The organism is Variovorax sp. dw_308, assembly GCF_019207085.1.
GTDB lineage: Bacteria > Pseudomonadota > Gammaproteobacteria > Burkholderiales > Burkholderiaceae_C > Variovorax.
The window spans coordinates 1-22,648 of sequence record NZ_JAATOM010000024.1 but is presented as its reverse complement, the minus strand read 5'-3'; the positions used below and the strand labels follow the sequence as shown (position 1 = coordinate 22,648).

Genomic DNA, 22,648 nt, shown 5'->3' with positions numbered 1-22,648 from the left:
GGCTGGTCACCGCGGTTGGCGATGAGGATCTTCTTAAACATTGGATTTGTCTTCCGAGGAGGGTTTCTTGAGTTGGAACGCCGGCACGACGCCCGGGTCCGGCTTGCCGCTGAAGATCTTGCGAACGCGGCTGACGAGCCCGCGCAGGAATCGCCAGCTCTTGCGGATGAGCCACACGCTCATCACCAGCACGATCGCGAACACGATGAAGAACACCACCGGGTGCGCCACCGCGAGCCACAGGCTGGCCGGCACCAGGCTGTCTTCCACCAGCGAGGCGCCCACGTTGCTGAACGGCTCCGGCGATGTGTTGATGGCCGCCCGCGTGGTCGCCTTGGCGGTGTGCGCGGTCGCCGCGAGCCCACCGCCCAGCAATGCAGCCACCAGCGCCATCGCACCGTTGTCCGCGCCGAACACGCCGGCCGCGAGCGCCGCGCCGGCCGGCACGCGGATCACGGTGTGCACCATGTCCCACAGCGAATCGAGGCCCGGGATCTTGTCGGCGAAGAACTCGACGAACACCATGAAGCCGCTGGCCACCAGCACCACGGGATGCGACAGCATCTGCAAGCCGCCGGGCAAGGGCATCCAGCCGAAGAATCCTGCCAGCCCCACCAGCAGCACGACAAGGTAGAGGCGCACGCCGCTGGCCCAGCCGATTGCACCGGCCAGGGCGAGCAGCTGGGGCATGTCGAGCGAGGTCATGAGGGCGTGCGCCGCTGTGTGGCCATCACACCAGCCACGAAGGCTTGCGCTTCTGCAGGAAGGACTGCACGCCCTCGCGCCCCTCTTCGCTGGCACGGATGTCGGCGATGCAATCCACCGTCTCCGCGATCAGCGCGTCGTCGATCTCGCGGCCGGCCACGTCGGCGATCAATGCCTTGCAGGCGCGCACCGCCGCCGGACTGGCATTGCACAGCGCCTTGACGAGTTCCTCGATCTTGGCATCGAGTGCATCGGCAGCGACCACTTCATGCACCAGCCCGATGCGATGCGCCTCGGCTGCGGTGAAGCGCTCCGCCGTGAGGAAGTACCGTTGCGCCGCACGCGTGCCCATCGCACGCAGCAGATACGGGCTGATGGTCGCAGGGATGAGGCCGATCTTCACTTCGCTCACGCAGTACCAGGCCGTGTCGACACTCACCGCCATGTCGGAGGCCGCGACCAGTCCCAGGCCGCCGGCATACACATCGCCCTGCACGCGCGCGACCACCGGCTTGGGGCATTCGTGGATGGCGCGCAGCATGCGGGCGAGCCCGCCGGCATCGGCGATGTTCTGCTCGCGCGTGAAGTCCGCGGCACGACGCATCCAGTTCAGGTTGGCGCCGGCGCAGAACGCCGGGCCGCGTGCGCCGAGCACGATCACCCGCACCGACGCCATCGCCGACACGGACGCGAAGGCCGCGCTCAGTTCGGCGATGACGACTTCGTCGAAGGCATTGCGCAGGTCGGGGCGGTTGAGCCAGATGCGCGCGACCTGGCCTTCAGCCTGGACTTCGAGCGTGGTGAATGAAGGAAGCGTTGCAGTCGTCATGAGGCGCGTGCCTTTTGTTGCAGCAGGTAGACCCAGTCGAGCTCCGGGCCGGGACGTCCCATGGCGGTGAGCGCGGCCGAGAGCTGGCCGCGGTGATGGGTCGCGTGGTTGAAAGCGTGGCCGAGCGCGGGCGCGAAGGGAATGGTCACCGCCTCGCCGTTGTTGCGCATGTAGACCAGGTCACCTTCGAAGCGGGCCGCATCGAGCGTGGCGAGCCAGGGCGACCAGCGCTGGACGGCAGCGCCGAGTCCGGCGACCACCGATTCGCGATCGGCGTGCAGCTCGGTGTCGAGCGGCAGGCGCAGCGAGTGGTTCTCGGCAAAGCGCGCGTACCAGATGTTGTCGGTCACCAGCAGGTGGTTGATCGTGCGATGCACCGAGCCGAAATACAGGCCGCTGTGGCGATGCCACTCGTCGTCGCTGATCGGCGCGAGGTTCGATTCGAGCAGGCGCGCCGTCGCCCACGCGTGATAGCGCGCGAGGGAGGCAAAGTATTTCTGGAGCTGCATCGCGACTTCCTTTGCATCGATCACATGCGAAAGATGCCGAACTTCGGCTCGGGGATCGGCGCATTGCGCGCGGCCGAGAGTCCCAGCGCCAGCACGCGGCGCGTGTCGGCCGGGTCGATGATGCCGTCGTCCCACAGGCGCGCCGTCGCGTAGTACGGGTGGCCCTGGTCTTCGTACTGCTGGCGGATCGGCGCCTTGAAGGCTTCCTCCTCGTCCTTGCTCCAGCTTCCGCCCTTGAGCTCGATGCCGTCGCGCTTCACCGTGGCCAGCACGCTCGCGGCCTGCTCGCCGCCCATCACGCTGATGCGCGCGTTCGGCCACATCCAGAGGAAGCGCGGCGAATACGCGCGACCGCACATGCCGTAGTTGCCGGCGCCGAAGCTGCCGCCGATGATGACGGTGAACTTCGGCACGTTGGCCGTGGCCACCGCCGTCACCATCTTGGCGCCGTGGCGCGCGATGCCTTCGTTCTCGTACTTGCGGCCGACCATGAAGCCGGTGATGTTCTGCAGGAACACCAGCGGGATCTTGCGCTGGCAGCACAGCTCGATGAAGTGCGCGCCCTTCTGCGCCGACTCGGAAAACAGGATGCCGTTGTTGGCGATGATGCCGACCGGCATGCCCTCGATCTCGGAAAAGCCGCAGACCAGCGTCGCGCCGAAGCGGGACTTGAACTCGTGGAACTCGCTGGCGTCGACGATGCGGGCGATGATCTCGCGCACGTCGAAGGGCTTGCGCGTGTCGGTCGGGATCACGCCGTACAACTCTTCGCGCGGGAAGTCGGGCGCGGCCACGCCGGGATGCGGCGCGTCGGTCGCGTCCTTGCGGTTGATGTTGGCGATGGCCGAACGTGCGAGCGCCAGCGCATGCAGGTCGTTCTGCGCGAGGTGGTCGACCACGCCCGACAGCCGCGTGTGCACGTCGCCGCCGCCCAGGTCTTCGGCCGTCACCACTTCGCCCGTGGCCGCCTTCACCAGCGGCGGGCCGCCCAGGAAAATCGTGCCCTGGTTCTTCACGATGATCGACTCGTCGCTCATCGCCGGCACGTAGGCGCCACCTGCCGTGCAGGAGCCCATCACCACCGCGATCTGCGGAATGCCCTGCGCGCTCATCTGCGCCTGGTTGTAGAAGATGCGGCCGAAGTGTTCGCGGTCGGGGAAAACCTCGTCCTGGTTCGGCAGGTTGGCGCCGCCGGAATCGACCAGGTAGATGCAGGGCAGGCGGTTCTGCTCGGCGATCTCCTGTGCGCGCAGGTGCTTCTTCACCGTCATCGGGTAATAGGTGCCGCCCTTCACCGTCGCGTCGTTGCAGACGACCATGCAGTCGACCCCGCTCACGCGGCCAATGCCGGCGATGATGCCGGCGCCGGGTGCGGATTCCACACCCTTGCCGTCGAGGTACATCGCGTGCGCAGCGAGCGGCGCGATCTCCAGGAAGGGCGTGCCGGGGTCGAGCAACTCGGCCACGCGGTCACGGGGCAGCAGCTTGCCGCGGGCCACGTGCTTGGCCCGTGCGGCCTCGCCACCGCCGGCCTCGACTTTCGCGAACTGCTTGTGCAGGTCATCGACCAAGGCGCGCATCGCAGCGGCGTTGGCCTGGAAGTCGGCCGAACGGGGGTTGAGTTTGGATTCGAGTTTGCTCATGGGTGGTGTTGTTCTGTGCGGAGGGCGTCAGGAAATGCGGGTACCGGACGCAGAGGACGCAAAGGTACCGCGAAGGACGCGAAAGAAAACCAAAGAAACTTGTTTCTCCTTCTTTTGCCTTTTTCGCGTCCTTCGCGTACCTTCGCGCCCTTCGCGTACGGTCAAGTCCGCATTCATGCCGTCTTCTCCTCGTTCAAGCCCAGCTCATCCTTCATCGCATCCCGGATCTTGAACTTCTGGATCTTGCCGGTCACCGTCATCGGAAACTCCGGCACGAACTTGATGTACTTCGGCACCTTGTAGTGCGCGATCTGGCCCTTGCAGAAGTCGCGCACCTCGTCTTCGCTCACGGTCTGGCCGGGCTTGGAAATGATCCAGGCGCACAGCTCTTCGCCATACTTCTTGTCAGGCAGGCCGACCACCTGCACGTCCTGCACCTTCGGATGTCTGTACAGGAACTCCTCGATCTCGCGCGGGTAGATGTTCTCGCCGCCGCGGATCACAAGGTCCTTGATGCGCCCGACGATGTTGACGTAGCCCTCGTCGTCCATCGTCGCGAGGTCGCCGGTGTGCATCCAGTCCTCGGCGTCGATGGCTTCGCGGGTCTTCGCCTCGTCTTCCCAGTAGCCCAGCATCACCGAATAGCCGCGCGTGCAGAACTCGCCCGACTGCCCGCGCGGCACCACCGCACCCGTCTCCGGATCGACGATCTTGATGTCGATGTGCGGCTGCACGGTGCCGACGGTCGACACGCGCTTGGCCAGCGGCGTGTCGGTGCTGCTCTGGCAACTGACAGGACTGGTCTCGGTCATGCCGTAGGCGATGGTGATCTCGCGCAGGTGCATCTGCTCGACCACGCGCTTCATCACCTCGGTCGGGCAAGGCGAGCCGGCCATGATGCCGGTGCGCAGGCTCGACAGGTCGAACTCCTTGAAGCGAGGATGGTCCAGCTCGGCAATGAACATGGTCGGCACGCCATGCAGGCCGGTGCACTTCTCGGCCTGCACCGTTTCGAGCACCGTGAGCGGGTCGAAGCCGTCGTTCGGGTACACGATGGTCGAACCGTGCGTAAGGCAGGCCAGGTTGCCCAGCACCATGCCGAAGCAGTGGTACAGCGGTACGGGAATGCAGAGGCGGTCTTCCGGCGTGAGCTTCATGCACTCGCCGATGAAGAAGCCGTTGTTCAGGATGTTGCGGTGCGTCAGCGTCGCGCCCTTCGGAAAGCCGGTGGTGCCGCTGGTGAACTGGATGTTGACGGCGTCTGTCGCCTTCAATGTCTTGCCGATCTGCGCGATGCGTGGATCGGCCGGGTCACCGCTCGCGAGCAGGTCGGAGAAGCGCAGCAGGCCTTGCTTGGGGCCTTCGCCCGGCTTGTCGATCCACACCGTGTGCAGCAAGGACGGCAGCTTGGCGGCGCCGAGTTCGCGCAGCATGCCGAGGTAGTCGCTGGTCTTGAACTGCGCCATCGACACCAGCGCTTTGCAGCCGACCTTGTTGAGCGCGTACTCGACCTCGGACGTGCGGTACGCCGGGTTGATGTTGACGAGGACCAGGCCAATCTTGGCGGTCGCGATCTGCAACAGCACCCACGGCGCGTTGTTGTGCGACCAGATGCCGATGCGGTCGCCCGGCACCAGGCCGAGGTTCAGCAGTGCGCTGGCCAGCCGGTTGGATTCGGCCTGCAACTCGCGGTAGCTGAAGCGCTTGCCTTCGTGGCGGCTCACCAGCGCCTCGCGGTCGCCCTGCCTGGCCACCATGTCGTCGAAGAAGTCGCCGATGGTCTGCTCGATCAGCGCAATGTCGGTGGCCCCGTGGGCCAAACTCGTTGTCGGGTTCATCCGGGATGTCTCCTCTGTGATGGCTTCATTGGCGCACGTTGACCATGGTGGCCTGCATCAATGCCACCACCTTGCCCTCGCCTTCGTCGGTGATGGCACGGACCTCGCCCGTGCACACCGTCATGAGCTTGCCTGCGTTCTGCACCCTGCCCGTCGCCAGGAAGCGCTGGCCGATGGCGGGTCGCAGGAAGTTCACCTTGAACTCCGCCGTGACGATGCCGCAGTCCGCCGGCGCGACAGTCAGCGCCGCATAGCCACAGGCGCTGTCGACCGCGCTGGTGATGGCGCCTGCATGGACGTAGCCATGCTGCTGCGACAACGCCGCGGCAAATGGCAGTTCGATGTCCACTTCACCGGCAGCCACCCGGACGATCCGGGCGCCCAGGGTCGCCATCAGGCCCTGCTTGTCGAAGCTGGCTGCGATGCGCTGCCGAAGTTCATCGGTCACCATGCGGCGCGCTCCTCAGGCCGTCTCGGCGAACAGCTCGCGGCCGATCAGCATGCGGCGCACCTCGCTCGTGCCCGCGCCGATCTCGTACAGCTTGGCATCGCGCCAGAGGCGCTCCACCGAGAAGTCCTTGGTGTAGCCCACCCCGCCCAGCGTCTGGATCGCCTCGCCGGCCATCCAGGTCGCCTTCTCGGCCGAGTACAGGATGGCGCCGGCCGCGTCTTTGCGGAAGGTGCGCGCATGGTCGTTGCGATCGCAGGCCTTGCCGACCGCGTAGACATAGGCGCGCGTGGCCTGCCAGGTCGAATACATGTCCGCCAGCTTGCCCTGCATCAACTGGAACTCGCCGATGCTCTGGCCGAACTGCTTGCGCTCGTGGATGTACGGCAGCACCGCGTCCATGCAGGCGGCCATGATGCCCAGCGGGCCGCCGGAGAGCACGGCGCGCTCGTAGTCGAGGCCGCTCATCAGCACCTTGGCGCCCTGGCCTTCGCCTCCGAGCACGTTTTCTTCCGGCACTTCGCAATTGTCGAAGAACAGCGGATAGGTGTTGGAACCGCGCATGCCCAGCTTGTCGAGCTTGGTGCCGGCGCTGAAGCCCTTGAAGTTCTTCTCGACGATGAAGGCCGTCATGCCGCGCGCGCCCATCTCGGGCTCGCTCTTGCCGTAGATGACCAGCGTGTCGGCGTCGCCGCCGTTGGTGATCCACATCTTGCCGCCGTTGAGCACGTAGTAGCCGCTCTTCTTCTCGGCCTTGAGCTTCATGCTGACCACGTCGGAACCGGCGTTGGGCTCGCTCATCGCCAGCGCGCCGACGTGCTCGCCGCTCACCAGCTTGGGCAGGTATTTCTTCTTCTGCGCGTCGGTGCCGTTGCGATGGATCTGGTTCACGCACAGGTTGGAGTGCGCGCCGTACGACAGGCCGACCGAGGCGGAGGCACGCGAGACCTCTTCCATCGCCACGATGTGCGCGAGGTAGCCCAGCTCGGTGCCTCCGTATTCCTCTTTCACCGTCATGCCATGCAGCCCGAGGTCGCCGAGCTTCTTCCACAGGTCGTGCGGGAACAGGTTGTCGCGGTCGATGTCGGCCGCGCGCGGCGCGATCTCGTTGGCGGCGAAGTCCTGGATGGCGTCGCGCAGCGAATCGATGGTGTCGCCGAGGTCGAAGTTCAGGCCGGGATCGTGCATGGGTTCTTGTCTCCTGTGGGGTCCGGAACGCCGCGAGTCGGCGCTTTGCAGAACCGCAGCTTACGCCCTGTGCCGCCTCAATTGGCGCCACAATGGTTGCAAATTGCGCCACCTGGATTGCCCCGCCCGATGTCTTCCTCTCAGCTCCTTCCGTCCGGCCGCGCGGCCACGCCGATGGCCTTTGTGCGAGCGATCGTGCAGGGCTACCAGCGTTACGGCAGGGACCCGGCAGAAGCACTGAGGCAGGCACAGATTGCGCCGCGCGAACTGGCCCGCCCACAGGCGCGCGTGACCGCCGCGCAGTTCGAGGCGCTCAATGCCCATGCGATGCAGGAACTGGACGATGAGGCGCTCGGCTGGTTCTCGCGCAAGTTGCCTTGGGGCTCCTACGGCATGCTGTGCCGCGCCTCGCTCGGTTCGCCAGATCTCGGCGTGGCCATCAAGCGCTGGTGCCGCCATCTGCGCCTGTTGACGGACGACATCCTGCTCGATCTGCACGTTGCCGGAGGCATGGCCACCGTGACCATCACCGAGCAGCGCGACCTTGGCGCGTTCCGCGAGTTCTGCCTGGTGTCGAACCTCCGCTTCCTGCACGGCTACGCCTGTTGGGCCATCGACTCGCGCATCTCGTTGCGCGAGGCCCGCTTTCCATTCGACGCGCCGCCGCACCGCGATGCCTACCCGTTGATGTTCGGCGGCGACCTGCACTTCGGTGCGCCGAAAGCCAGCTACAGCTTCGACGCGCGCTACCTGGCGCTGCCGCTGCAACGCGACGAGCGCGCCTTGCGCACGATGCTCAAGCGCGCGCTGCCGCTCACCGTCCTGCAGTACCGCCGCGACCGGCTGCTGGGCCAGCGCGTGCGCGAGCTGATGCGGGCACGCCCTGCGGAGGTGATCCATGCAGAGGCACTGGCCGCCCTGCTCCACATCTCCGCGCGCACGCTGCACCGGCAACTGCACGACGAAGGCGTGTCCCTGCAGGCGCTGAAGGACGAAGTGCGCAAGGACCAGGCCATCGAGCAGCTGCGCCGCACCGCGCGTCCCATCAAGCAGGTGGCGCTGGCGGTTGGCTTTCGCAACGAAAAGAGCTTCTCCCGCGCCTTCCGCGAGTGGACGGGCGAGTCGCCTGGCGCGCTGCGGCGCCGCGCGGCCGCGGCTGAATAGCCCCGGAACTCCACAAGAAGTAGCCACGCACCCCACAATGGCCGCTTCACCGTCATTTCTCCCAAGGAGGATTCGCGATGACCATCCAGATCGGCACTCTCTGCTACGTCGACAGCAGCTGCGAGGCCAGCCCCGCCACCCGCGGCGCGGTCAATCGCATCGTCGAAGTGGTGTCGGCGCCCTACGAGGCGCCGGACCTGAGCTACCTGCCCGGCACCTACTACGACGTGGCTTTCGAAGGCTGGACGTACTTCTGCCGCAGCGACAAGCTGCACCCCATCTCCGACCCCGGCGCCGACATCGGCGAATGGATCGAGGACATGCTTACAGCTTGACCTGCCGCAGCACGAGCAGGCCGCCCAGCCCGGCCTTGCCTTCGAGCAGCAGCTTGTCGCCCGCCAGCAGCGTCTGCGCAAGCGCCTGCGACACGCAGAGGTCGAAGGACACCGGTGAATAGCCGGCCACCTCGATGTGCGCCTGCTTGCCGCAGATCGTGCTGTTCTCCTGCACTTGCGACACCGACACGATCCTGCTCGCCCCCGGCCCGCTGGTGAAGCCCGCGAGGAGGTCGGGCACGAACAGCACGAACTGCGCCAGTCCGAAGTAGAGGACGAACGGAAGGATCACCAGGTACGGCCCCTTCGGCATGTGCCTATCCCGGTTGGCGTGCAGCAGCAGGTAGGCCAGCGGTATCGACAGCAGCGCCGAATACTTCCAGGCCAGCGCCAGCAGGAATTCATCCGGCAGGAAGGGTGGCAGCTTGCTGGCATAGACCAGGCCGGCGATGAACAGCAACGCGCAGGCGAGCACCATGCCCTTCTGCACGGGCGTGGGTTCGGGTCTGGAGACTGTGGTGATCTGGGCGGACGGCATGCAGCGGACGGTCGGGCCGTGCGCTGGCCCGCAGTGTGTCGGGAGGCCGCACCTTACGTTCGCAATGCTTGAAGGAAGCTGACTTGCGCCGCAGACAGTGCTGCAGCACGGCAAGGCGATCCAACGCAGTTATGCGTTTGATCGCGAAGTCGTATCAGCCCGACGATTGCAGCACTTCGTCGAACAGCGCGAGCAGCTGGCGCGCGAACACATCCATGTTGGCTGCACGATTCGTGTCGCCGGTCTCGATGGTTCGCACGCGCGACGAGGCTTCGCCGACGACTGCGACGCACACATGCCCCGGCGCATCGCCGTAGGGGCTGCCCATCGGGCCGGCTGCGCCGCTCTCGGCGATGCCCCAGGTCGCATGCAGCCGGTCGCGCATGCGGCCGGCGATGAAGGTGGCATAGGGCTCGGTCTCGGCGCGCATGCCGGCCATGTCCTCCGCGGTCACGCCGAGCATGTTGCGGCCGGCGCGCCGCGAGTAGACGACCGCGCCGCCAAGGAAGTAGGCCGACGCGCCCGGCACGGCCAGCAGCGCCGCCGACACCAGTCCGCCCGCGGACGACTCGGCCACGGCCACCCGCTGGCCCCGTTCGCGCAGCGTGGCACCGACGCGCGCAGCCAGGTCCGCCAGCGCCGGAAGGCTATCGTGGGTCGACATGGGCGATGTCAGTCCTGCAGTGCCGCCGAGGCATTCGTCGCGACGCCCTGCGCCACCGCTGCCTCCTGCTGCGCGACCATCGCGCGCTTGTAGCCCTCGCGTTGCTGCAGCCGCTCCCAATACGCTGCCACGTTCGGCGGGAACTGCTTCGCGAGATGGATCTGGTTGCCGAGCAGCAACGCATAGCCCACCGACACGTCGGCGGCGGTGAAGCGGCCCGCGCAAAGCCATTCGTTGCCCTCCAGCGCCGCCTCGATCCCGCGCAGGCGCGACAGGAACCACTTGGCATAGTCCTCCGCCGCCTGCGGCAGCTTGCGCTCGGGCGACTCGAAGTAGCGGTAGCGCAGCACGATGGTCTGCGGAAAGGTCAGCGTCGCCTCGCCGTGATGCAGCCAGTTGAGCCATGCGCCGTAGGCCGGCTCGTCGGGGCGCACCTGCATGCCGGTGCGGTTGTCGGGATCGCAGCGCACCGAGAGGTACTGGCATATCGCGGCCGACTCGGTCATGCGGGTGGCGCCGTCTTCCAGCAGCGGAATCGTCCCCAGAGGATTGAGGGCGAGGTACTCCTTGGCAAACACGCGCGGCGGAAAGGGCAGCATGCGCAATTCATAGGGCACGCCGAGTTCCTCGAGGGTCCAGAGCGGGCGGAAGGAGCGGGCGCTCATGCAGTGGTGGAGAACGATCATCGGAGAAGTCTACGGGCCGGCATCGTCCGCAGTCCAGACGCGGGCGTGCCCTGCAGACCCGTGCAAACCCGCGAATTCCGGGGGCGACCTGCAAGTCGCAGCGAGTCGACGCAAGTCGCGCTCCGTCAACGGCCGCCGCTCAAGCCGCAGGCTGTAGCGGGATGTAGAACTCGCCGCCGCCGGCCTTGAACTCGGCCGACTTGGCGCTCATGCCCTGCGCGAGCGCCGCATCCTCTGCCAGCCCCTTCGCCGCGGCGTACTCGCGCACCTCCTGCGTGATCTTCATCGAGCAGAACTTCGGTCCGCACATCGAGCAGAAGTGCGCCGTCTTGCTCGCGTCCTTCGGCAGCGTCTCGTCGTGGAAATCGCGCGCGGTGTCCGGGTCGAGGCCGAGGTTGAACTGGTCCTGCCAGCGGAACTCGAAGCGCGCCTTGCTCAACGCATCGTCGCGCGAGCGCGCACCGGGGTGGCCCTTTGCCACGTCGGCCGCGTGCGCGGCGATCTTGTACGCGATGATCCCCTGCTTCACGTCGTCGCGGTCCGGCAGGCCCAGGTGTTCTTTCGGCGTGACGTAGCACAGCATCGCGGTGCCGGCCCAGCCGATCATCGCGGCGCCGATCGCGCTGGCGATGTGGTCGTAGCCCGGCGCGATGTCGATGGTCAGCGGGCCGAGCGTGTAGAACGGCGCCTCGTGGCAGGTCTTCAACTGCTCGTCCATGTTGGCCTGGATCATGTGCATCGGCACGTGGCCGGGGCCCTCGATCATGGTCTGCACGTCGTGCTTCCATGCCACCTTCGTGAGTTCGCCGAGCGTGCGCAGTTCGGCGAACTGGGCCTCGTCGTTCGCATCGGCGCCCGAGCCGGGGCGCAGGCCGTCGCCGAGCGAGAAGCTCACGTCGTAGGCCTTCATGATGTCGCAGATGTCCTCGAAGTGCGTGTAGAGGAAGCTCTCCTTGTGATGGGCGATGCACCACTTGGCCATGATCGATCCGCCGCGCGAGACGATGCCGGTCATGCGGTTCGCCGTCAGGTGGATGAAGGGCAGGCGCAGGCCGGCGTGGATGGTGAAGTAGTCGATGCCCTGCTCTGCCTGCTCGATCAGCGTGTCGCGGTAGATCTCCCAGGTGAGGTCTTCCGCCACGCCGCCGACCTTCTCCAGCGCCTGGTAGATCGGCACCGTGCCGATGGGCACCGGCGAGTTGCGCACGATCCAGTCGCGCGTGGTGTGGATGTTCTTGCCGGTGGAAAGATCCATCACGTTGTCCGCGCCCCAGCGGATCGCCCAGACCAGCTTCTCGACCTCTTCCTCGATGCTCGACGTGACGGCCGAGTTGCCGATGTTGGCGTTGATCTTTACCCTGAAGTTGCGCCCGATCGCCATCGGTTCGACCTCGGGATGGTTGATGTTGGCCGGGATGATCGCGCGGCCGCGCGCCACCTCGTCGCGCACAAACTCGGGCGTGATGATCTGCGGGATGCGCGCACCCATCGGATTGCCGGCCACGCGCTTGGCGCGCTCGTCGTTGTCGAGGTATTCGGCCATCCACTCGCGCTTGCCGTTCTCGCGCAAGGCCACGTATTCCATCTCGGGCGTGACGATGCCGCGGCGGGCGTAGTGCATCTGCGTGACGTTGGCGCCGCTGCGCGCGCGGCGCGGCGTTCGTTGCAGGGCGGAGGCTTCGGCGCGCAGTTGCGCGATGCGCTCGCCCTCCTTGTCGGACATGCGTTCCTCATGCTTCACGCCGTCGTCGAGCGCCGCGCGCAGGCGGCCTTCGTAGCGCTCGGTGTCGCCGCGCTCGGCGATCCATGCGGCGCGCACGTCGGGCAGGCCGCGTCGCACGTCGATGTCGACGGCGGCATCGGTGTACGGCCCCGAGGTGTCGTAGAGCGACACGCGCTCGCCATTGGTCAGCGCCACGTCGCGCACAGGCACGCGCAGGTCGGGCCGGCTGCCGGTGATGGTGGACTTGGTGGAAGCGGGGAAGGGCTCGCGCGTCAGTGTGAGCAACGAGGCAAACTTGTCGACTGCATTCATGTGGGGCACTCCAGGTTGATGAGGGGTGCTCCGCGATCGCTCGACGGACCCCCGGCCCTGACGGCCTGTGGAATCCTGGGGAACTGCAGCTCTTCTTCCGCCGGTACTAACCGGTTCAAGTTCGCGGGTTCGGTCGCCTGACGACCATCTCAGCACGCTGATGCGTGTACCCCGGAGCGGGGCGGATTCTAGGCCTGCCTGCTCGCCGAACCCTGACAGATGCGCGCGGAGTTGTGTCAGGAAGTGAGGGCTCAATCGGCGGCTGCTCGGCATGGGCAAGGGTGTAGAGCCCCACGTCCACCCGCCCTGAGCGAAAGCCGGCTTCGCAATAGCACAGGTAGTACTCCCAGAGCCGCCGGAACGAGGCGTCGAAGCCGAGCGCCGCGACCTGCGGCCAGGCCTGCAGGAAGCGGTGCCGCCATTCGGCCAGCGTGCTTGCATAGCTCTCGCCAAAGCAAAGGTCCTTCCGCAGGCTCAGGCCTGCGCGCCGGGCTTGCGACTGCATCGCGGCGAAGGACGGCAGCATGCCGCCGGGGAAGATGAAGTGCTGGATGAAATCGGCTTGGCTGCGATAGCGGTCGAAGTGTTCGTCCGCGATCGTGATGACCTGCACGACTGCCGTGCCGCCGGGGCGCAGGCGCTGCCGCAGCGTCTCGAAGTAGCGCGGCCAGTAGCGCTCGCCCACCGCTTCGAGCATCTCGATGGAAACGATGCGGTCGTACTGGCCCTCCACGTCGCGATAGTCCTGCAGCCGCAAGTCGACCCATGCCTCCAGCCCCAGCTCGCTTGCCCGCCGCCGTGCGTGGGTCAGCTGCTGCGCGGACAGCGTCAAGCCGGTGACCTGGACGCCCGGCCGGCGCGCAAGCGCGAGGGCCAGCGCACCCCATCCGCAGCCGATCTCCAGCACCTTCGCGTTCTCTTCCAGGTCGAGCAACCCGACGATGCGCGCGAGCTTGAGGGCCTGCGCCTGCTCCAGCGATTCGTCGCCCTGCGCGTAGAGGGCGCTCGAATAGATCAGCTCCGGATCGAGCCACAGCGCGTAGAACGCATTGCCGAGGTCGTAGTGAAACGCGATGTTCTGCCGGCTCCCGCGGCGTGTGTTGGCATTGCCGAAGTGCAGCAGCCGCCCGAGCCAGCGCGCCGGCCAGGAGGCATCGAGCGCGCGGCCCCAGCCCGCTTCGTTGCGCAGGCCCAGGTCCAGCAACGCCGGCAGGTCCGGGCTCGACCAGTCCCCGTCGCGATAGGACTCCGCCAGCCCGATGTCGCCGCGCAGCAGCAAGCGCCAGAGAGGGCGCCAGCGATGCAGCGAGATCGAGGCCTGCGGCCCCGGGCCCGCACCGCGGCCTTCGATGCGTTCGCCGCCCGGCAGTTCCACCGTCAGCGTGCCGATCGACAGCCTTTGCAGCAGGCTCAGCAACAGTCGCCGGAGCGGCCAGCCGGCCCAGGCCGAGAGCGTTGCGCCCACCCACCCGTGCGGACGAACTGGCCGATGACGGCTGCCCGAGGATGACGAAGACGCACTCATCGTTCCACCGGCTCGACGATGGTCACCGCACGCGCCGGAGCGGGCGGATGTCGATGCGGACGCACACCCTTGAACCAGAGGCGCAATGCCTCCCAGTGAATTGCTGCCATGACCTTGAGCGTGAGAAGTGGATGAGAGAAGAAGACGAGTGCCAGCGCCGTATCGCTCAGCGCGCGCCGGCGGGCGTCGAAGCGGGCGGTGAGCACCACACCCTGCGCATCCTCGACCGTCACTTCGACGCGCAGGCCCTCCCTGTCGGCATGCGGCGGCTCGATGCAGAAGCCGTAGGCCATCTGCATCGGAAGGAAGGGCGAGACGTGGAACTGCTTGTCGCAGCGCTGCCTGATCTGCCTGTCGTCACGCCGGGATTCGTCCACCGCGACGAAGTAGCTGTGCCTTTCGCCAAAGGTGTTGTTGACCTCGTAGAGGATGGCCTGCAGGCCGCCTTCGGGGTGGTGGCAGAAGTACACGCTGAGGGGGTTGAATGCGTAGCCGAGGATGCGCGGCATGGTCAGCAGGCGGATCGGGCCGCCGGGGCACAGATTGGCCGCGACCAGTTGCCGCTCCACATGGGCCCGCAGCCCGTGGCCGTCGCCGGTGCCGTAGTCGCGCTCGTGCAGGCTGAACAGGTTGAAGCGGTTGAGCGAAAACAGCCGCAGTCGCTGCGCGAGCGCCCCAAGCTCGTCGACATCGATCAGCAGCGAGAACACGCGGTAGCGCAAACGATGGCGCGCAGGCCGCGACCGCTGGTGCATCACCGTGCCGACGTACAAGCTCCCCCCCGAATGCGCCTGCGGCGCCCGGGCGGCCGCCAGATGCGGCTGCTCTTGCGGGCCGTCCAAGCCTGCGCGGGCAGGCTTGGAGCCGCGGCCCTCAGCCCCCTCAAGGGGGCGCACCCGGCGGCCCGGCAAAGCCGGTTCCGCGGGTGCCCGCGAAGGGGCTTCGCGCGACTGGCCGGGTTCCCGCATTGCGGGCAGCACGCTGCGTGGTTGAGGAACTGTCATGTAGTCGATACGGATCGGATGCCCAATCGGATGCGGCCGGATTCGTTCGCCACGGTCCAGGGCCGGCGCACGCCGCCCAGCGCTTCCGCAACGGCAAGCCCGGCCTGCAGCCCGTCCTCATGGAAGCCCGCGCCGAAGTAGGCGCCGCAGAACCATGTCCGCTGCTGCCCCTGCAGCGACCGCAGCTGGCCTTGTGCGCGCACCGCCGCGGCATCGAACACCGGGTGCTCGTAGATTTCCGAGTGAATGACATGCGCGCTTGCCGGCTCGTGCAGGGGATTGAGCGTGAGGAACAGCGGCAGGTCCTCGCGGATGCCCTGCAGCCGGTTCATCCAGTAGGTCACGCTCAGTGCCTCCGGCCTCGCGCGGTCGGCTGCGTAGTTCCAGCTGGACCAGACGGCACGGCGCTGCGGCATCACCGAGGGGTCGCTGTGCAGCAGCGCGCGGTTGCGGCTGTAGCCGAAGGCGCCCAGCACGCGCGACTCCTCGGCACTGGCATCGCCCAGCAGCCGCAGGGCCTGGTCGGCGTGGGTCGCGATCACGACGTGGTCGAATCTCTGGGCCGCGCGGTTGACGTCGGTGCGCACATCGATGCCATCCGCTCGGCGCTGCACATCCACGACAGCGCTGTCGAGCCGCAGGCGCTCGCCCAGCACCTGGCCCAGGCGTTCGACATAGCGGCGGCTGCCGCCGCTGACGGTGCGCCAGGCCGGTCGCTCGCCGAGGCTCAGAAGCCGGTGGTTCTCGCAGAAACGCACGAAGGCCTCGGTCGGGTATTCGCCGATGCGTGCCGCCGGGGTCGACCAGATCGCGGCGGCCATCGGATAGAGGTGGTCTTCGCGGAAGGCGCGGCCGTAGCCACGCAGCCGGAGGTAGTCGTCGAGCGGCATCAGGCCGACGGCGGCGGCGTCCGCCGGCGCCTGGCGGTAGAAGCGGACCAGGTCGCGCAGCATCGACCAGAAACGCAGGCTGACGAGATTGCCGCGCTGCGCGAACAGCGTGCCCAGGCTGGTGCCGGCGTATTCGAGTGCGCCGTCGTCGATGCTGACGGCGAACGACATCTCCGACGGCTGGGTCTGCACGCCCAGATGCGCGAACAAGGCCGTGAGGTTCGGGTAGGCCGCCTCGTTGTAGACGATGAATCCCGTGTCGACCGGCACCGCGCCGCCCGCCGCGGGCGCGTCGACCGTGTTGCTGTGGCCGCCGGCACGGCCGTCCGCCTCGAACACCGTCACGCGGTGTCGCTGTGCCAGCAACCAGGCTGCCGACAGGCCCGAGATGCCGCTCCCGATCACGGCCACGTCCAGCACCCTGTCGTCGGCATGGGGCGGCTGAGGCGGCCGAAGGGGCGCGGCGGCGTGGGTCATGGCGTCATCCTCGGGTCTGCGGGTTGCAAGGCTTGGTGCTTGTACGCGGCCGATGGCCGGTCGGATCACAAATTCGCTGTGATCTAATCCGGCCGACTCTGCGTAAGAGCAGCATGAACACCGTCCGACCGCCATCGGCAGTGACCGCGATCCGGTCGCGCTCGCCCTGCCTGTCTGTCGTGACACTCCAGCAGGGCCGCGGACCGATGCCAACCATCGAGGAATTGAACGCCCTGGCCAGGGCGGTGGCGCTGGCCGGCGACCGCGAGGCCTTTGCCGCCCTGTTCAAGCACTTCGCGCCCCGCGTGAAGGCGTACCTCATGCGCTCGGGCACCGCCGAAGGGCTTGCCGAGGAACTGACCCAGGAAGCGATGGTGAGCGTCTGGCGCAAGGCGGCGATGTTCGACGCGGACCGGGCCAGCGTCTCCACCTGGATCTTCACCATCGCGCGCAACCTGCGCGTCGATCATCTGCGGCATCAGGGCCGGGCGCCGGTCGGCGTCGAGGACCTGGACTGCGACGCCGTGGCCAGCGATGCACCGTCGCCCGACGAGCAGATGAACACGCGGCAACGCGAAGTCGGCGTGCGCGATGCCCTGCAGCAGTTGTCCGACGAGCAGGCCCAGGTGCTGCGACTGTCCTTCTTCGAAGACCGGCCCCATGCGCAGATCGCGCGCGAGCTGGGCATTCCGCTCGGCACCGTCAAGTCGCGCGTGCGCCTTGCCGTGAATCACCTGCGCCGTTTGCTCGACGCACCCGAATCATGATCCTCCACCATCCCGACGACGAACTCCTGCTGGCGCATGCGGCCGGCAGCCTCCTGAACGGGCATTCATTGCTCGTGGCCACCCATGTCGAGGGCTGCGCGCATTGCCGCGAGCGCATGCGCCTTTTCGAGGCGGCCGGCGGGTCCCTGCTCGAAGCGCTGTCGCCGGAAGTGTTGCAGGCAGAGGCGCTGGCGCGAACCCTCGCCGCGATCGATGCGCCTTCACCTGCTCTTTCACCATCCGCGCCGCGCACGCCTGCCGAAGCAGGCGTCCTGCCGGCAGCGCCCGAGGGCATGTCCTGGCCGCGCGCGATGCGCGGATGCGTGGCCACGCGCTGGCGCTGGCTCGGACCGGGGATGCACTGGAGCCGCGTGACGCTGCCCTGGGACAAGGCGGCCAACGTGTTCCTGCTGCGCATCGGCGCGGGCAAGATGCTGCCCCAGCACACACACAGCGAATCCGAGCTGACGCAGGTGCTCTACGGCCAGTTCCACGACGGCCGCGCCCTGTTCGGTCCTGGCGATTTCGACGAGACCGACGGCAGCATCCGGCATCAGCCGACGGTGGAGGCCGCGGGCGAATGCATCTGCCTGGCCTCGGTCCAGGGCAAGGTGTTGTTCGATGGCGCGGTCGCGCGGGTGCTGGGCGCGATGGTGGGCATGTAGGCGCCTCGCCGACGACGCCTCCTACCCGGGTCGATCGCGTGCGAGCCTGCGCGTGATGGCGAAGGCGGCGGTGGCGGAGACTGCCGTGACGAAGGTGCCCCAGACCAGGTCGGCCAGCGTCACCTGCAAGGGCCAGTCTTTCAGCGTGGCCTGGTTGGTGAGGTCGTAGGTGGCGTAGGCGACGAGCCCCAGCAGCGCCCCCAGGCCAAAGGCCAAGCGCCCGCGCCCGGCCTGCAGAGCCGGCGCGATGGCGAACACGACGATGCCGGTGAAGTAGATGGCATAGAAGGCCAGCGCAGGGCCGATGGCGAACTGCTGAAGCATCAGGTCTCCCAGCGCAGGTCGGTAGAGACGGTCGGCCATCGTGACCAGCCACAGGGCGTCGAGCGAGAGGAAGACCACCGCGGTGGCGAAGTAGGCGATGACGCTTTGTCGGAGGGACATGGATGGGCTCGCTGTGGTTGTTGCGTGGGGCACTTCAGTCTTTCAATTGCGGTACGCACCTGAACCTCGAGCAGGGGCGCGGGCCGAGGACACCGGGTATTCCCCTCCGCGAATGTCCCCCGCCTTCGGCTCCTCCTTTATTTCGCTGCGGGGAACACCCGATGCCCTCGACCCAGGACACGTCGCGTCGTGCCGGCCGATCAACCGCCGCGCCTCCGGATCACGTCGATGGTGTGCTCTGCGCAGCGAAATAGAGGAGGGGCCGGCAGCCGCAGGCTGACGGCGGGGGGCATTCGCGGAGCAGAGTACGCCGTCGGCGTGATCCAGCGCACCGCCGACAAACTCAGCCGGCAGAAAAGATTGCAAGCGTCGGACTTGTTTCACTTCAGTCGATAGCTCAGCTTGCGACCCCCGGCGACCGTCGAGTCCAGCCCGATCCATTCACCGCCTGCCGAGTACCACACGTCGACCGGCCTCGCCGGCCCGGTGATGCGCCAGCGCGTCGCGGTGGTCGGCTGGCCGCGGACGTCGACGGTGCCGCTGCCGTCCCGGCTCACCTGCACCGCCTCGGTCCGGCCGGTCTGTGCATTGAACAGCTGCGTCTGGTTCCGCATCGAGGGGTTCCAGTAGGCGAAGCTCATCACGCAACCTGGCAGCGGCTGCACCGACGCACCGAGGGAAGCCGGGCTTGCTTCGTCGCGGGCTTCGGCATGCACGCGCGTCGACTTGCCATCGTCGTCGGTCGTGGACTGCAGTTCCACCAGGCAGTTACCGCGCCATCGCTCGGTCGCCTTGTGGCTGTAGCGGTAGGCCACGATGCCCAGGAAGCGGACCACGAAGTTCGCCTCGCTCGTCACCTTGCGTTCGTCGTCGCCCGATGCCGCGACGCTGAACCGGTGCTCGCCGATCTCCGCGTTGTCGAGCAGGACGCGGAATCGCCATTCGCCGCCCGTGGCTGCGGAAGCCGAAGCCGAAGCTGCCGCGGCCAGGACCCACGCGCGTGCTCGGGTCCGGGTCGACGCCCTCACGGCGACGCCCTGTGCGGTCGGCCCGGAATGAAGGCGTTGGTGCGCAGCACGTATTCGCGGTAGCCGGGGCGGCGTTCGGCAATGTCCTTCTCGAGCAGGCGCACGCCGGAGACCTGCAGCAGCAATACGGTCATGAGCACTGGCGAGACCGCGCTCCAGGCACCGGCCCAGCCCGCACCGGCCATGGCCACGAGCCAGAAGCCCCACCAGACGCAGGCCTCGCCGAAGTAGTTCGGATGCCGGGTGAAGCGCCACAGGCCCTGGTCCATCACCTTGCCCCGGTTCGCGGGGTCGGCCCGGAATCGCGACATCTGGAAGTCCCCGACAGCCTCGAAGACGATGCCGAAAGCAGCCAGCGCCAACCCCGCGGCATCGAGCCCGTTCATCGGCCCGCCTGCCGCCATGCCCGCCAGGAAGGGCGCAGAGACCATCCATGCCAGCACGCCCTGCAACAGGAAGACGAGGTAGAGGCTTTTCAGCGCGAAGTGGGGCTCGTTGCGCGCGCGGATCTCCCGGTATCGACGATCCTCGCCATGGCCCCAGTTGCGCCAGCTGATGAAGAGACTGAGGCGCAGCGCCCAGGCCACGGCCAGCACGACCATGCACAGGCCGCGCGCGCCGGGCGCGGCAAGCAGCGCGAAGTACAGGAGTCCGGCGCCGGCGATATAGAGGGACCAGGTCCGGTCCACCAGGCTCACGTCGTGGCGCACCAGACTCGCCAGCCATGTCAGGCAGGCCAGCACGAGCGTCAAGGCAAGGCCCGCGAGCGACACGCCGATCGTCGTCGAGTGTTCAAGCATGGGCTGGCTCCGGCACGGCCACGCCGTCGAAACGCATCGACAGCCAGACGAGCAGCGGCAACGCGACGGCCCAGGCACACGCCAGTCCGGCCAGCGCGGAAGGCGCATCGACGAAGCGCGCGCCGCCCAGCTTCACGCCAGACGCGAACGAGGCAGGACCCACCACCGCACCCAGCACCGCGGCCAGCCAGAGGCGCGGCCGGAGCCAGCGCATCGTCACGTTCAGCGCGATGGCCAGCAGCCCCCACAGCGCAACCATCCAGTACGGCGCGAGGCGCGGATCCGGCTGGCCCGACGGATAGGCGACCACGCCTCGCATCGCAGTGAAGGACTCGAACGCGAAGCCGATCAGGCATGCGAGGCCCACCAGCTTCGCTTCAGCTGCAGGCCGCGCGGACATGCCGAGGTGCCAGCCGATCGCCGCCACGACGCCGGCGGTTCCCGGCAGCGGAAACCCGTGCGCCGCGCCCAGCACGGCAGCGAACCATGCCAGCTGGAACACCACCAGGTTCGCGACCTGCATGGGGCGCGTGGGGCGGCCCGTCATGCGCGTTTCTCGAACAGGTAGTGGCCGACCCACCACTGCTGCCCGCCGTCGTAGCCGAACAGTTCGGCCACCGACATGAAGAACAAGCGCCAGCGCGTCCACCACACATCGGCGTCGTCGCCATAGACGTGGTCGAACAGCGGCCGCAATTCGCCGCGGCGCTCGTCCATGTTGTGCAGCCAGGCCTCGGCCGTGCGCTGGTAGTGCGTGCCGCTCCAGCGCCACCGTTGCAACAGGCGCAAATCATCCTGGAAATACAGGGCGAGGTCGTCGCTCGGCATCATGCCGCCGGAGAAGAAATACTTGCTCATCCAGTCGCTCGCGTCCTGCTCGACGAAGGCATAGGGCGCCTCCCGATATGCGAAGACGTGCATGAAGAAGCGCCCCTCCGGCAACAGCCACCGGGCCACGTTGGCGAATGCCCGCGGCCAGTTGCGCAGGTGCTCGAACATCTCGACCGAAACGATCCGGTCGAATCGCTCCGGGGTGTCGAAGACGTTGAAATCGCGCGTGACCACGTTCACGTTGGCCAGGCCACGCTCAGCCAGCTGTGCCTCGATGTACGCGCGCTGGGCCTGCGAATTCGACAGCGCGGTGATCCGGCTGCGCGGGTAGCGCTCGGCCATCCACAAGGTCAGCGAGCCCCAGCCGCAACCCAGTTCCAGCACCTGCTGGCCGTCGGCCAGGCCGGCGCGCTCGCAGGTGGCTTCGAGGGCCGCGACCTCGGCTTGCGCCAAAGTGTCGACGCCCTCGGGCCAATGGCAGCTGCTGTACTTGCGACGTTGACCCAGCACCGCGCAGAAGAAGGCAGCGGGAAGCTCGTAGTGCTGCTCGTTCGCCTTGTCCGGCAATGGCGCGACCTCTGCCGTGCGCATCGCATTGATGAACTCGCGCGTCAGCGACGCGGTGGCCTCTGCGTCGCCGCTGTGCAACTCGGCGAGTCGCGCCTTCAGCAATCGCTGGATGCCCAGCCGGACGACGCGGTCGGGAACCAGCCCCTGCTCAACCCAATGAATCGCGACGGCGACGTTTTGCGGCATGTGCATCTCCATGTCCGTGACACACGCGTTCGTGCGCCGGCCGGACATCTGATGCATATACGCAGGGCCGCTCCGATTGGATCAGCGCCGCGGCGCCGACCGGTTCAGCGGGGCTGCGATGCGGGGCGCCAGTTCGCCAGCAATGCAGGCAATTGCGCCATGTCGACGAACACTTGGCTCGCACCGGTGGCGCGCAGCGCGTCGGCGCTGCTGTGGCTCAGGCCGCCGGGGCTGTAGCCGAACACCGTGGCGCCCGCGGCGACACCTGCGGCGGCGCCCGTCACGGTGTCTTCGATCACCGCGCAGCGCGTCGGGTCGACGCCCAGCGATGTAGCCGCCGCAAGATAGACGTCGGGAAACGGCTTGCTGCGCGGCGTGTCGTGGCCGCTGAATATGCGGCCCTCGAATGCATCCAGCAGGCCGACCTTCTGCAGTTGCAATCGCACCTTGCCGAGGTCGGCGCCCGAGGCGCAGGCGATGCGGCCCTGCAGCGTGGCATGTAGCGAGCGCACCGCCTCGGGCGCGCCGGGTACTTCAAGCAGGTCGCGGTCGAGCGCCTCGTTGCGTCGCGCCTGGAAGCCCTTGAGCCATTCGGGCGTGATGGCCACGCCGGTCTTCTGCTGGATGAGCGCGGCTTCGTCCTTCACCGCCTTGCCGACGAAGGTCCGCATGCATTCCTCCAGTGTCAGCGCCCAGCCGAGTTCCTCGAGCATGTCGCGCAGCACGGTGTTGGTGATGGGTTCGGAGTCGACCAGCACGCCGTCGCAGTCGAACAGCACGGCGTCAAAGGGGAATCGGGGCATGCGCCGATCGTAACAACGCCCCTGGCGCGTTGCCGCGGGTTCAGGCCGGCGCGGGTTCGATCTCCGGCGCGGCCGC

The 22,648-nt window shown here is 67.5% G+C and carries 23 protein-coding genes, 1 pseudogene and 1 riboswitch; of the genes and pseudogenes, 4 read left to right on the top strand and 20 right to left on the bottom strand.

Features of this window, described 5'->3' with window-relative positions; genetic code table 11:
- Positions 1-33 precede the first annotated feature (33 nt).
- The 7 genes from HCU76_RS30100 to HCU76_RS30070 form a co-directional block, all read right to left on the bottom strand.
- Positions 34-705: a DUF4126 domain-containing protein gene (locus HCU76_RS30100; RefSeq protein ID WP_218511291.1), complete on the bottom strand. Its 672-nt coding sequence runs from the start codon at positions 703-705 to the stop codon at positions 34-36.
- Positions 706-730: 25 nt separating this feature from the next.
- Entirely contained in the window at positions 731-1,534 is an 804-nt protein-coding gene (locus tag HCU76_RS30095) for an enoyl-CoA hydratase/isomerase family protein (protein WP_218511290.1), read from the bottom strand.
- Complete coding sequence (locus HCU76_RS30090; protein ID WP_218511289.1) at positions 1,531-2,043, bottom strand: DinB family protein; 513 nt, start codon at positions 2,041-2,043, stop codon at positions 1,531-1,533. The genes HCU76_RS30095 and HCU76_RS30090 overlap by 4 nt, the downstream gene beginning before the upstream one ends.
- Positions 2,044-2,063: 20 nt before the next feature.
- Positions 2,064-3,686 carry a carboxyl transferase domain-containing protein gene (locus HCU76_RS30085; RefSeq protein ID WP_218511288.1) on the bottom strand — a complete coding sequence of 541 codons (1,623 nt, stop codon included), beginning with the start codon at positions 3,684-3,686 and terminating at the stop codon, positions 2,064-2,066.
- Between the two features lie 173 nt (positions 3,687-3,859).
- Entirely contained in the window at positions 3,860-5,524 is a 1,665-nt protein-coding gene (locus HCU76_RS30080; RefSeq protein ID WP_218511287.1) for an AMP-binding protein, read from the bottom strand.
- Positions 5,525-5,549: 25 nt separating this feature from the next.
- Positions 5,550-5,975, bottom strand: coding sequence for a PaaI family thioesterase (locus tag HCU76_RS30075; RefSeq protein WP_218511286.1), 426 nt, complete (start codon positions 5,973-5,975; stop codon positions 5,550-5,552).
- A 12-nt stretch (positions 5,976-5,987) separates the two neighbouring features.
- The gene (locus HCU76_RS30070; protein ID WP_213957421.1) at positions 5,988-7,160 is read right to left on the bottom strand and encodes an isovaleryl-CoA dehydrogenase; all 1,173 of its coding nucleotides are present in this window, start codon (positions 7,158-7,160) and stop codon (positions 5,988-5,990) included.
- Positions 7,161-7,289: 129 nt separating this feature from the next.
- Here HCU76_RS30070 and HCU76_RS30065 point away from each other — a divergent pair, with 129 nt between their 5' ends.
- Positions 7,290-8,324, top strand: a complete 1,035-nt coding sequence (locus HCU76_RS30065; protein ID WP_256354583.1) for an AraC family transcriptional regulator — start codon at positions 7,290-7,292, stop codon at positions 8,322-8,324.
- A 77-nt stretch (positions 8,325-8,401) separates the two neighbouring features.
- A complete protein-coding gene (locus HCU76_RS30060; RefSeq protein ID WP_256354582.1) occupies positions 8,402-8,659 on the top strand; it encodes a hypothetical protein in 258 nt (85 codons plus the stop codon).
- Here HCU76_RS30060 and HCU76_RS30055 read toward each other — a convergent pair.
- From HCU76_RS30055 to HCU76_RS30025, 7 genes and pseudogenes are all read right to left on the bottom strand, one after another.
- The gene (locus HCU76_RS30055) at positions 8,649-9,197 is read right to left on the bottom strand and encodes a hypothetical protein (RefSeq protein ID WP_213957422.1); all 549 of its coding nucleotides are present in this window, start codon (positions 9,195-9,197) and stop codon (positions 8,649-8,651) included. The two genes, HCU76_RS30060 and HCU76_RS30055, sit on opposite strands and share 11 nt — an antisense overlap.
- A 154-nt stretch (positions 9,198-9,351) precedes the next feature.
- Positions 9,352-9,861, bottom strand: coding sequence for a CinA family protein (locus HCU76_RS30050; RefSeq protein ID WP_213957423.1), 510 nt, complete (start codon positions 9,859-9,861; stop codon positions 9,352-9,354).
- A gap of 8 nt (positions 9,862-9,869) precedes the next feature.
- Entirely contained in the window at positions 9,870-10,547 is a 678-nt protein-coding gene (locus tag HCU76_RS30045) for a glutathione S-transferase family protein (protein WP_213957424.1), read from the bottom strand.
- A gap of 139 nt (positions 10,548-10,686) precedes the next feature.
- Entirely contained in the window at positions 10,687-12,582 is a 1,896-nt protein-coding gene (thiC, locus tag HCU76_RS30040; protein WP_213957425.1) for a phosphomethylpyrimidine synthase ThiC, read from the bottom strand.
- Between the two features lie 75 nt (positions 12,583-12,657).
- Positions 12,658-12,766: riboswitch (TPP riboswitch) on the bottom strand.
- Between the two features lie 168 nt (positions 12,767-12,934).
- A pseudogene (locus HCU76_RS30035) lies at positions 12,935-14,107 on the bottom strand (class I SAM-dependent methyltransferase); the annotation flags it as partial.
- On the bottom strand, positions 14,104-14,949 hold the full coding sequence (locus HCU76_RS30030; protein ID WP_256354581.1) for a DUF1365 domain-containing protein: 846 nt from the start codon (positions 14,947-14,949) through the stop codon (positions 14,104-14,106). The gene HCU76_RS30030 and the pseudogene HCU76_RS30035, both read right to left, overlap by 4 nt.
- 158 nt (positions 14,950-15,107) lie before the next feature.
- A complete protein-coding gene (locus tag HCU76_RS30025) occupies positions 15,108-16,478 on the bottom strand; it encodes an NAD(P)/FAD-dependent oxidoreductase (RefSeq protein ID WP_213957426.1) in 1,371 nt (456 codons plus the stop codon).
- A gap of 113 nt (positions 16,479-16,591) precedes the next feature.
- Here HCU76_RS30025 and HCU76_RS30020 point away from each other — a divergent pair, with 113 nt between their 5' ends.
- Both HCU76_RS30020 and HCU76_RS30015 read left to right on the top strand, forming a co-directional pair.
- Positions 16,592-17,245, top strand: a complete 654-nt coding sequence (locus HCU76_RS30020; RefSeq protein WP_213957427.1) for a sigma-70 family RNA polymerase sigma factor — start codon at positions 16,592-16,594, stop codon at positions 17,243-17,245.
- Positions 17,242-17,910, top strand: a complete 669-nt coding sequence (locus tag HCU76_RS30015; protein ID WP_218628293.1) for a ChrR family anti-sigma-E factor — start codon at positions 17,242-17,244, stop codon at positions 17,908-17,910. Before HCU76_RS30020 ends, HCU76_RS30015 begins: the two co-directional genes overlap by 4 nt.
- Before the next feature lie 21 nt (positions 17,911-17,931).
- Here the strand turns inward: HCU76_RS30015 and HCU76_RS30010 are convergent, their stop codons facing one another.
- The 6 genes from HCU76_RS30010 to HCU76_RS29985 all read right to left on the bottom strand — a co-directional run bounded on the left by HCU76_RS30010 (position 17,932) and on the right by HCU76_RS29985 (position 22,572).
- Positions 17,932-18,354, bottom strand: coding sequence for a DUF2177 family protein (locus HCU76_RS30010; protein ID WP_213957428.1), 423 nt, complete (start codon positions 18,352-18,354; stop codon positions 17,932-17,934).
- A 380-nt stretch (positions 18,355-18,734) separates the two neighbouring features.
- Positions 18,735-19,382, bottom strand: a complete 648-nt coding sequence (locus tag HCU76_RS30005; protein WP_213957429.1) for a DUF6134 family protein — start codon at positions 19,380-19,382, stop codon at positions 18,735-18,737.
- Positions 19,379-20,182, bottom strand: a complete 804-nt coding sequence (locus HCU76_RS30000) for a DUF1295 domain-containing protein (protein ID WP_213957430.1) — start codon at positions 20,180-20,182, stop codon at positions 19,379-19,381. Before HCU76_RS30000 ends, HCU76_RS30005 begins: the two co-directional genes overlap by 4 nt.
- Positions 20,175-20,729, bottom strand: a complete 555-nt coding sequence (locus HCU76_RS29995; RefSeq protein ID WP_213957431.1) for a DUF2878 domain-containing protein — start codon at positions 20,727-20,729, stop codon at positions 20,175-20,177. The genes HCU76_RS30000 and HCU76_RS29995 overlap by 8 nt, the downstream gene beginning before the upstream one ends.
- Positions 20,726-21,769 (bottom strand): cyclopropane-fatty-acyl-phospholipid synthase family protein, encoded by a 1,044-nt coding sequence (locus HCU76_RS29990; RefSeq protein WP_213957432.1) that lies wholly within the window; start codon positions 21,767-21,769, stop codon positions 20,726-20,728. The genes HCU76_RS29995 and HCU76_RS29990 overlap by 4 nt, the downstream gene beginning before the upstream one ends.
- Before the next feature lie 104 nt (positions 21,770-21,873).
- A complete protein-coding gene (locus HCU76_RS29985; protein ID WP_213957433.1) occupies positions 21,874-22,572 on the bottom strand; it encodes an HAD family phosphatase in 699 nt (232 codons plus the stop codon).
- Positions 22,573-22,648 lie beyond the last annotated feature (76 nt).

What these genes read in the sequence shown, in the direction of transcription:
- HCU76_RS30055 (WP_213957422.1), bottom strand. Translation starts at nt 9,197, where the DNA reads ATGCCGTCCGCCCAGATCACCACAGTCTCCAGACCCGAACCCACGCCC.
- HCU76_RS30075 (WP_218511286.1), bottom strand. Translation starts at nt 5,975, where the DNA reads ATGGTGACCGATGAACTTCGGCAGCGCATCGCAGCCAGCTTCGACAAG.
- HCU76_RS30090 (WP_218511289.1), bottom strand. Translation starts at nt 2,043, where the DNA reads ATGCAGCTCCAGAAATACTTTGCCTCCCTCGCGCGCTATCACGCGTGG.
- HCU76_RS30045 (WP_213957424.1), bottom strand. Translation starts at nt 10,547, where the DNA reads ATGATCGTTCTCCACCACTGCATGAGCGCCCGCTCCTTCCGCCCGCTC.
- HCU76_RS29990 (WP_213957432.1), bottom strand. Translation starts at nt 21,769, where the DNA reads ATGCCGCAAAACGTCGCCGTCGCGATTCATTGGGTTGAGCAGGGGCTG.
- HCU76_RS29985 (WP_213957433.1), bottom strand. Translation starts at nt 22,572, where the DNA reads ATGCCCCGATTCCCCTTTGACGCCGTGCTGTTCGACTGCGACGGCGTG.
- HCU76_RS30015 (WP_218628293.1), top strand. Translation starts at nt 17,242, where the DNA reads ATGATCCTCCACCATCCCGACGACGAACTCCTGCTGGCGCATGCGGCC.
- HCU76_RS29995 (WP_213957431.1), bottom strand. Translation starts at nt 20,729, where the DNA reads ATGACGGGCCGCCCCACGCGCCCCATGCAGGTCGCGAACCTGGTGGTG.
- HCU76_RS30050 (WP_213957423.1), bottom strand. Translation starts at nt 9,861, where the DNA reads ATGTCGACCCACGATAGCCTTCCGGCGCTGGCGGACCTGGCTGCGCGC.
- HCU76_RS30025 (WP_213957426.1), bottom strand. Translation starts at nt 16,478, where the DNA reads ATGACCCACGCCGCCGCGCCCCTTCGGCCGCCTCAGCCGCCCCATGCC.
- HCU76_RS30100 (WP_218511291.1), bottom strand. Translation starts at nt 705, where the DNA reads ATGACCTCGCTCGACATGCCCCAGCTGCTCGCCCTGGCCGGTGCAATC.
- HCU76_RS30070 (WP_213957421.1), bottom strand. Translation starts at nt 7,160, where the DNA reads ATGCACGATCCCGGCCTGAACTTCGACCTCGGCGACACCATCGATTCG.
- HCU76_RS30000 (WP_213957430.1), bottom strand. Translation starts at nt 20,182, where the DNA reads ATGCTTGAACACTCGACGACGATCGGCGTGTCGCTCGCGGGCCTTGCC.
- HCU76_RS30095 (WP_218511290.1), bottom strand. Translation starts at nt 1,534, where the DNA reads ATGACGACTGCAACGCTTCCTTCATTCACCACGCTCGAAGTCCAGGCT.
- HCU76_RS30020 (WP_213957427.1), top strand. Translation starts at nt 16,592, where the DNA reads ATGAACACCGTCCGACCGCCATCGGCAGTGACCGCGATCCGGTCGCGC.
- HCU76_RS30060 (WP_256354582.1), top strand. Translation starts at nt 8,402, where the DNA reads ATGACCATCCAGATCGGCACTCTCTGCTACGTCGACAGCAGCTGCGAG.
- HCU76_RS30065 (WP_256354583.1), top strand. Translation starts at nt 7,290, where the DNA reads ATGTCTTCCTCTCAGCTCCTTCCGTCCGGCCGCGCGGCCACGCCGATG.
- thiC (WP_213957425.1), bottom strand. Translation starts at nt 12,582, where the DNA reads ATGAATGCAGTCGACAAGTTTGCCTCGTTGCTCACACTGACGCGCGAG.
- HCU76_RS30080 (WP_218511287.1), bottom strand. Translation starts at nt 5,524, where the DNA reads ATGAACCCGACAACGAGTTTGGCCCACGGGGCCACCGACATTGCGCTG.
- HCU76_RS30010 (WP_213957428.1), bottom strand. Translation starts at nt 18,354, where the DNA reads ATGTCCCTCCGACAAAGCGTCATCGCCTACTTCGCCACCGCGGTGGTC.
- HCU76_RS30085 (WP_218511288.1), bottom strand. Translation starts at nt 3,686, where the DNA reads ATGAGCAAACTCGAATCCAAACTCAACCCCCGTTCGGCCGACTTCCAG.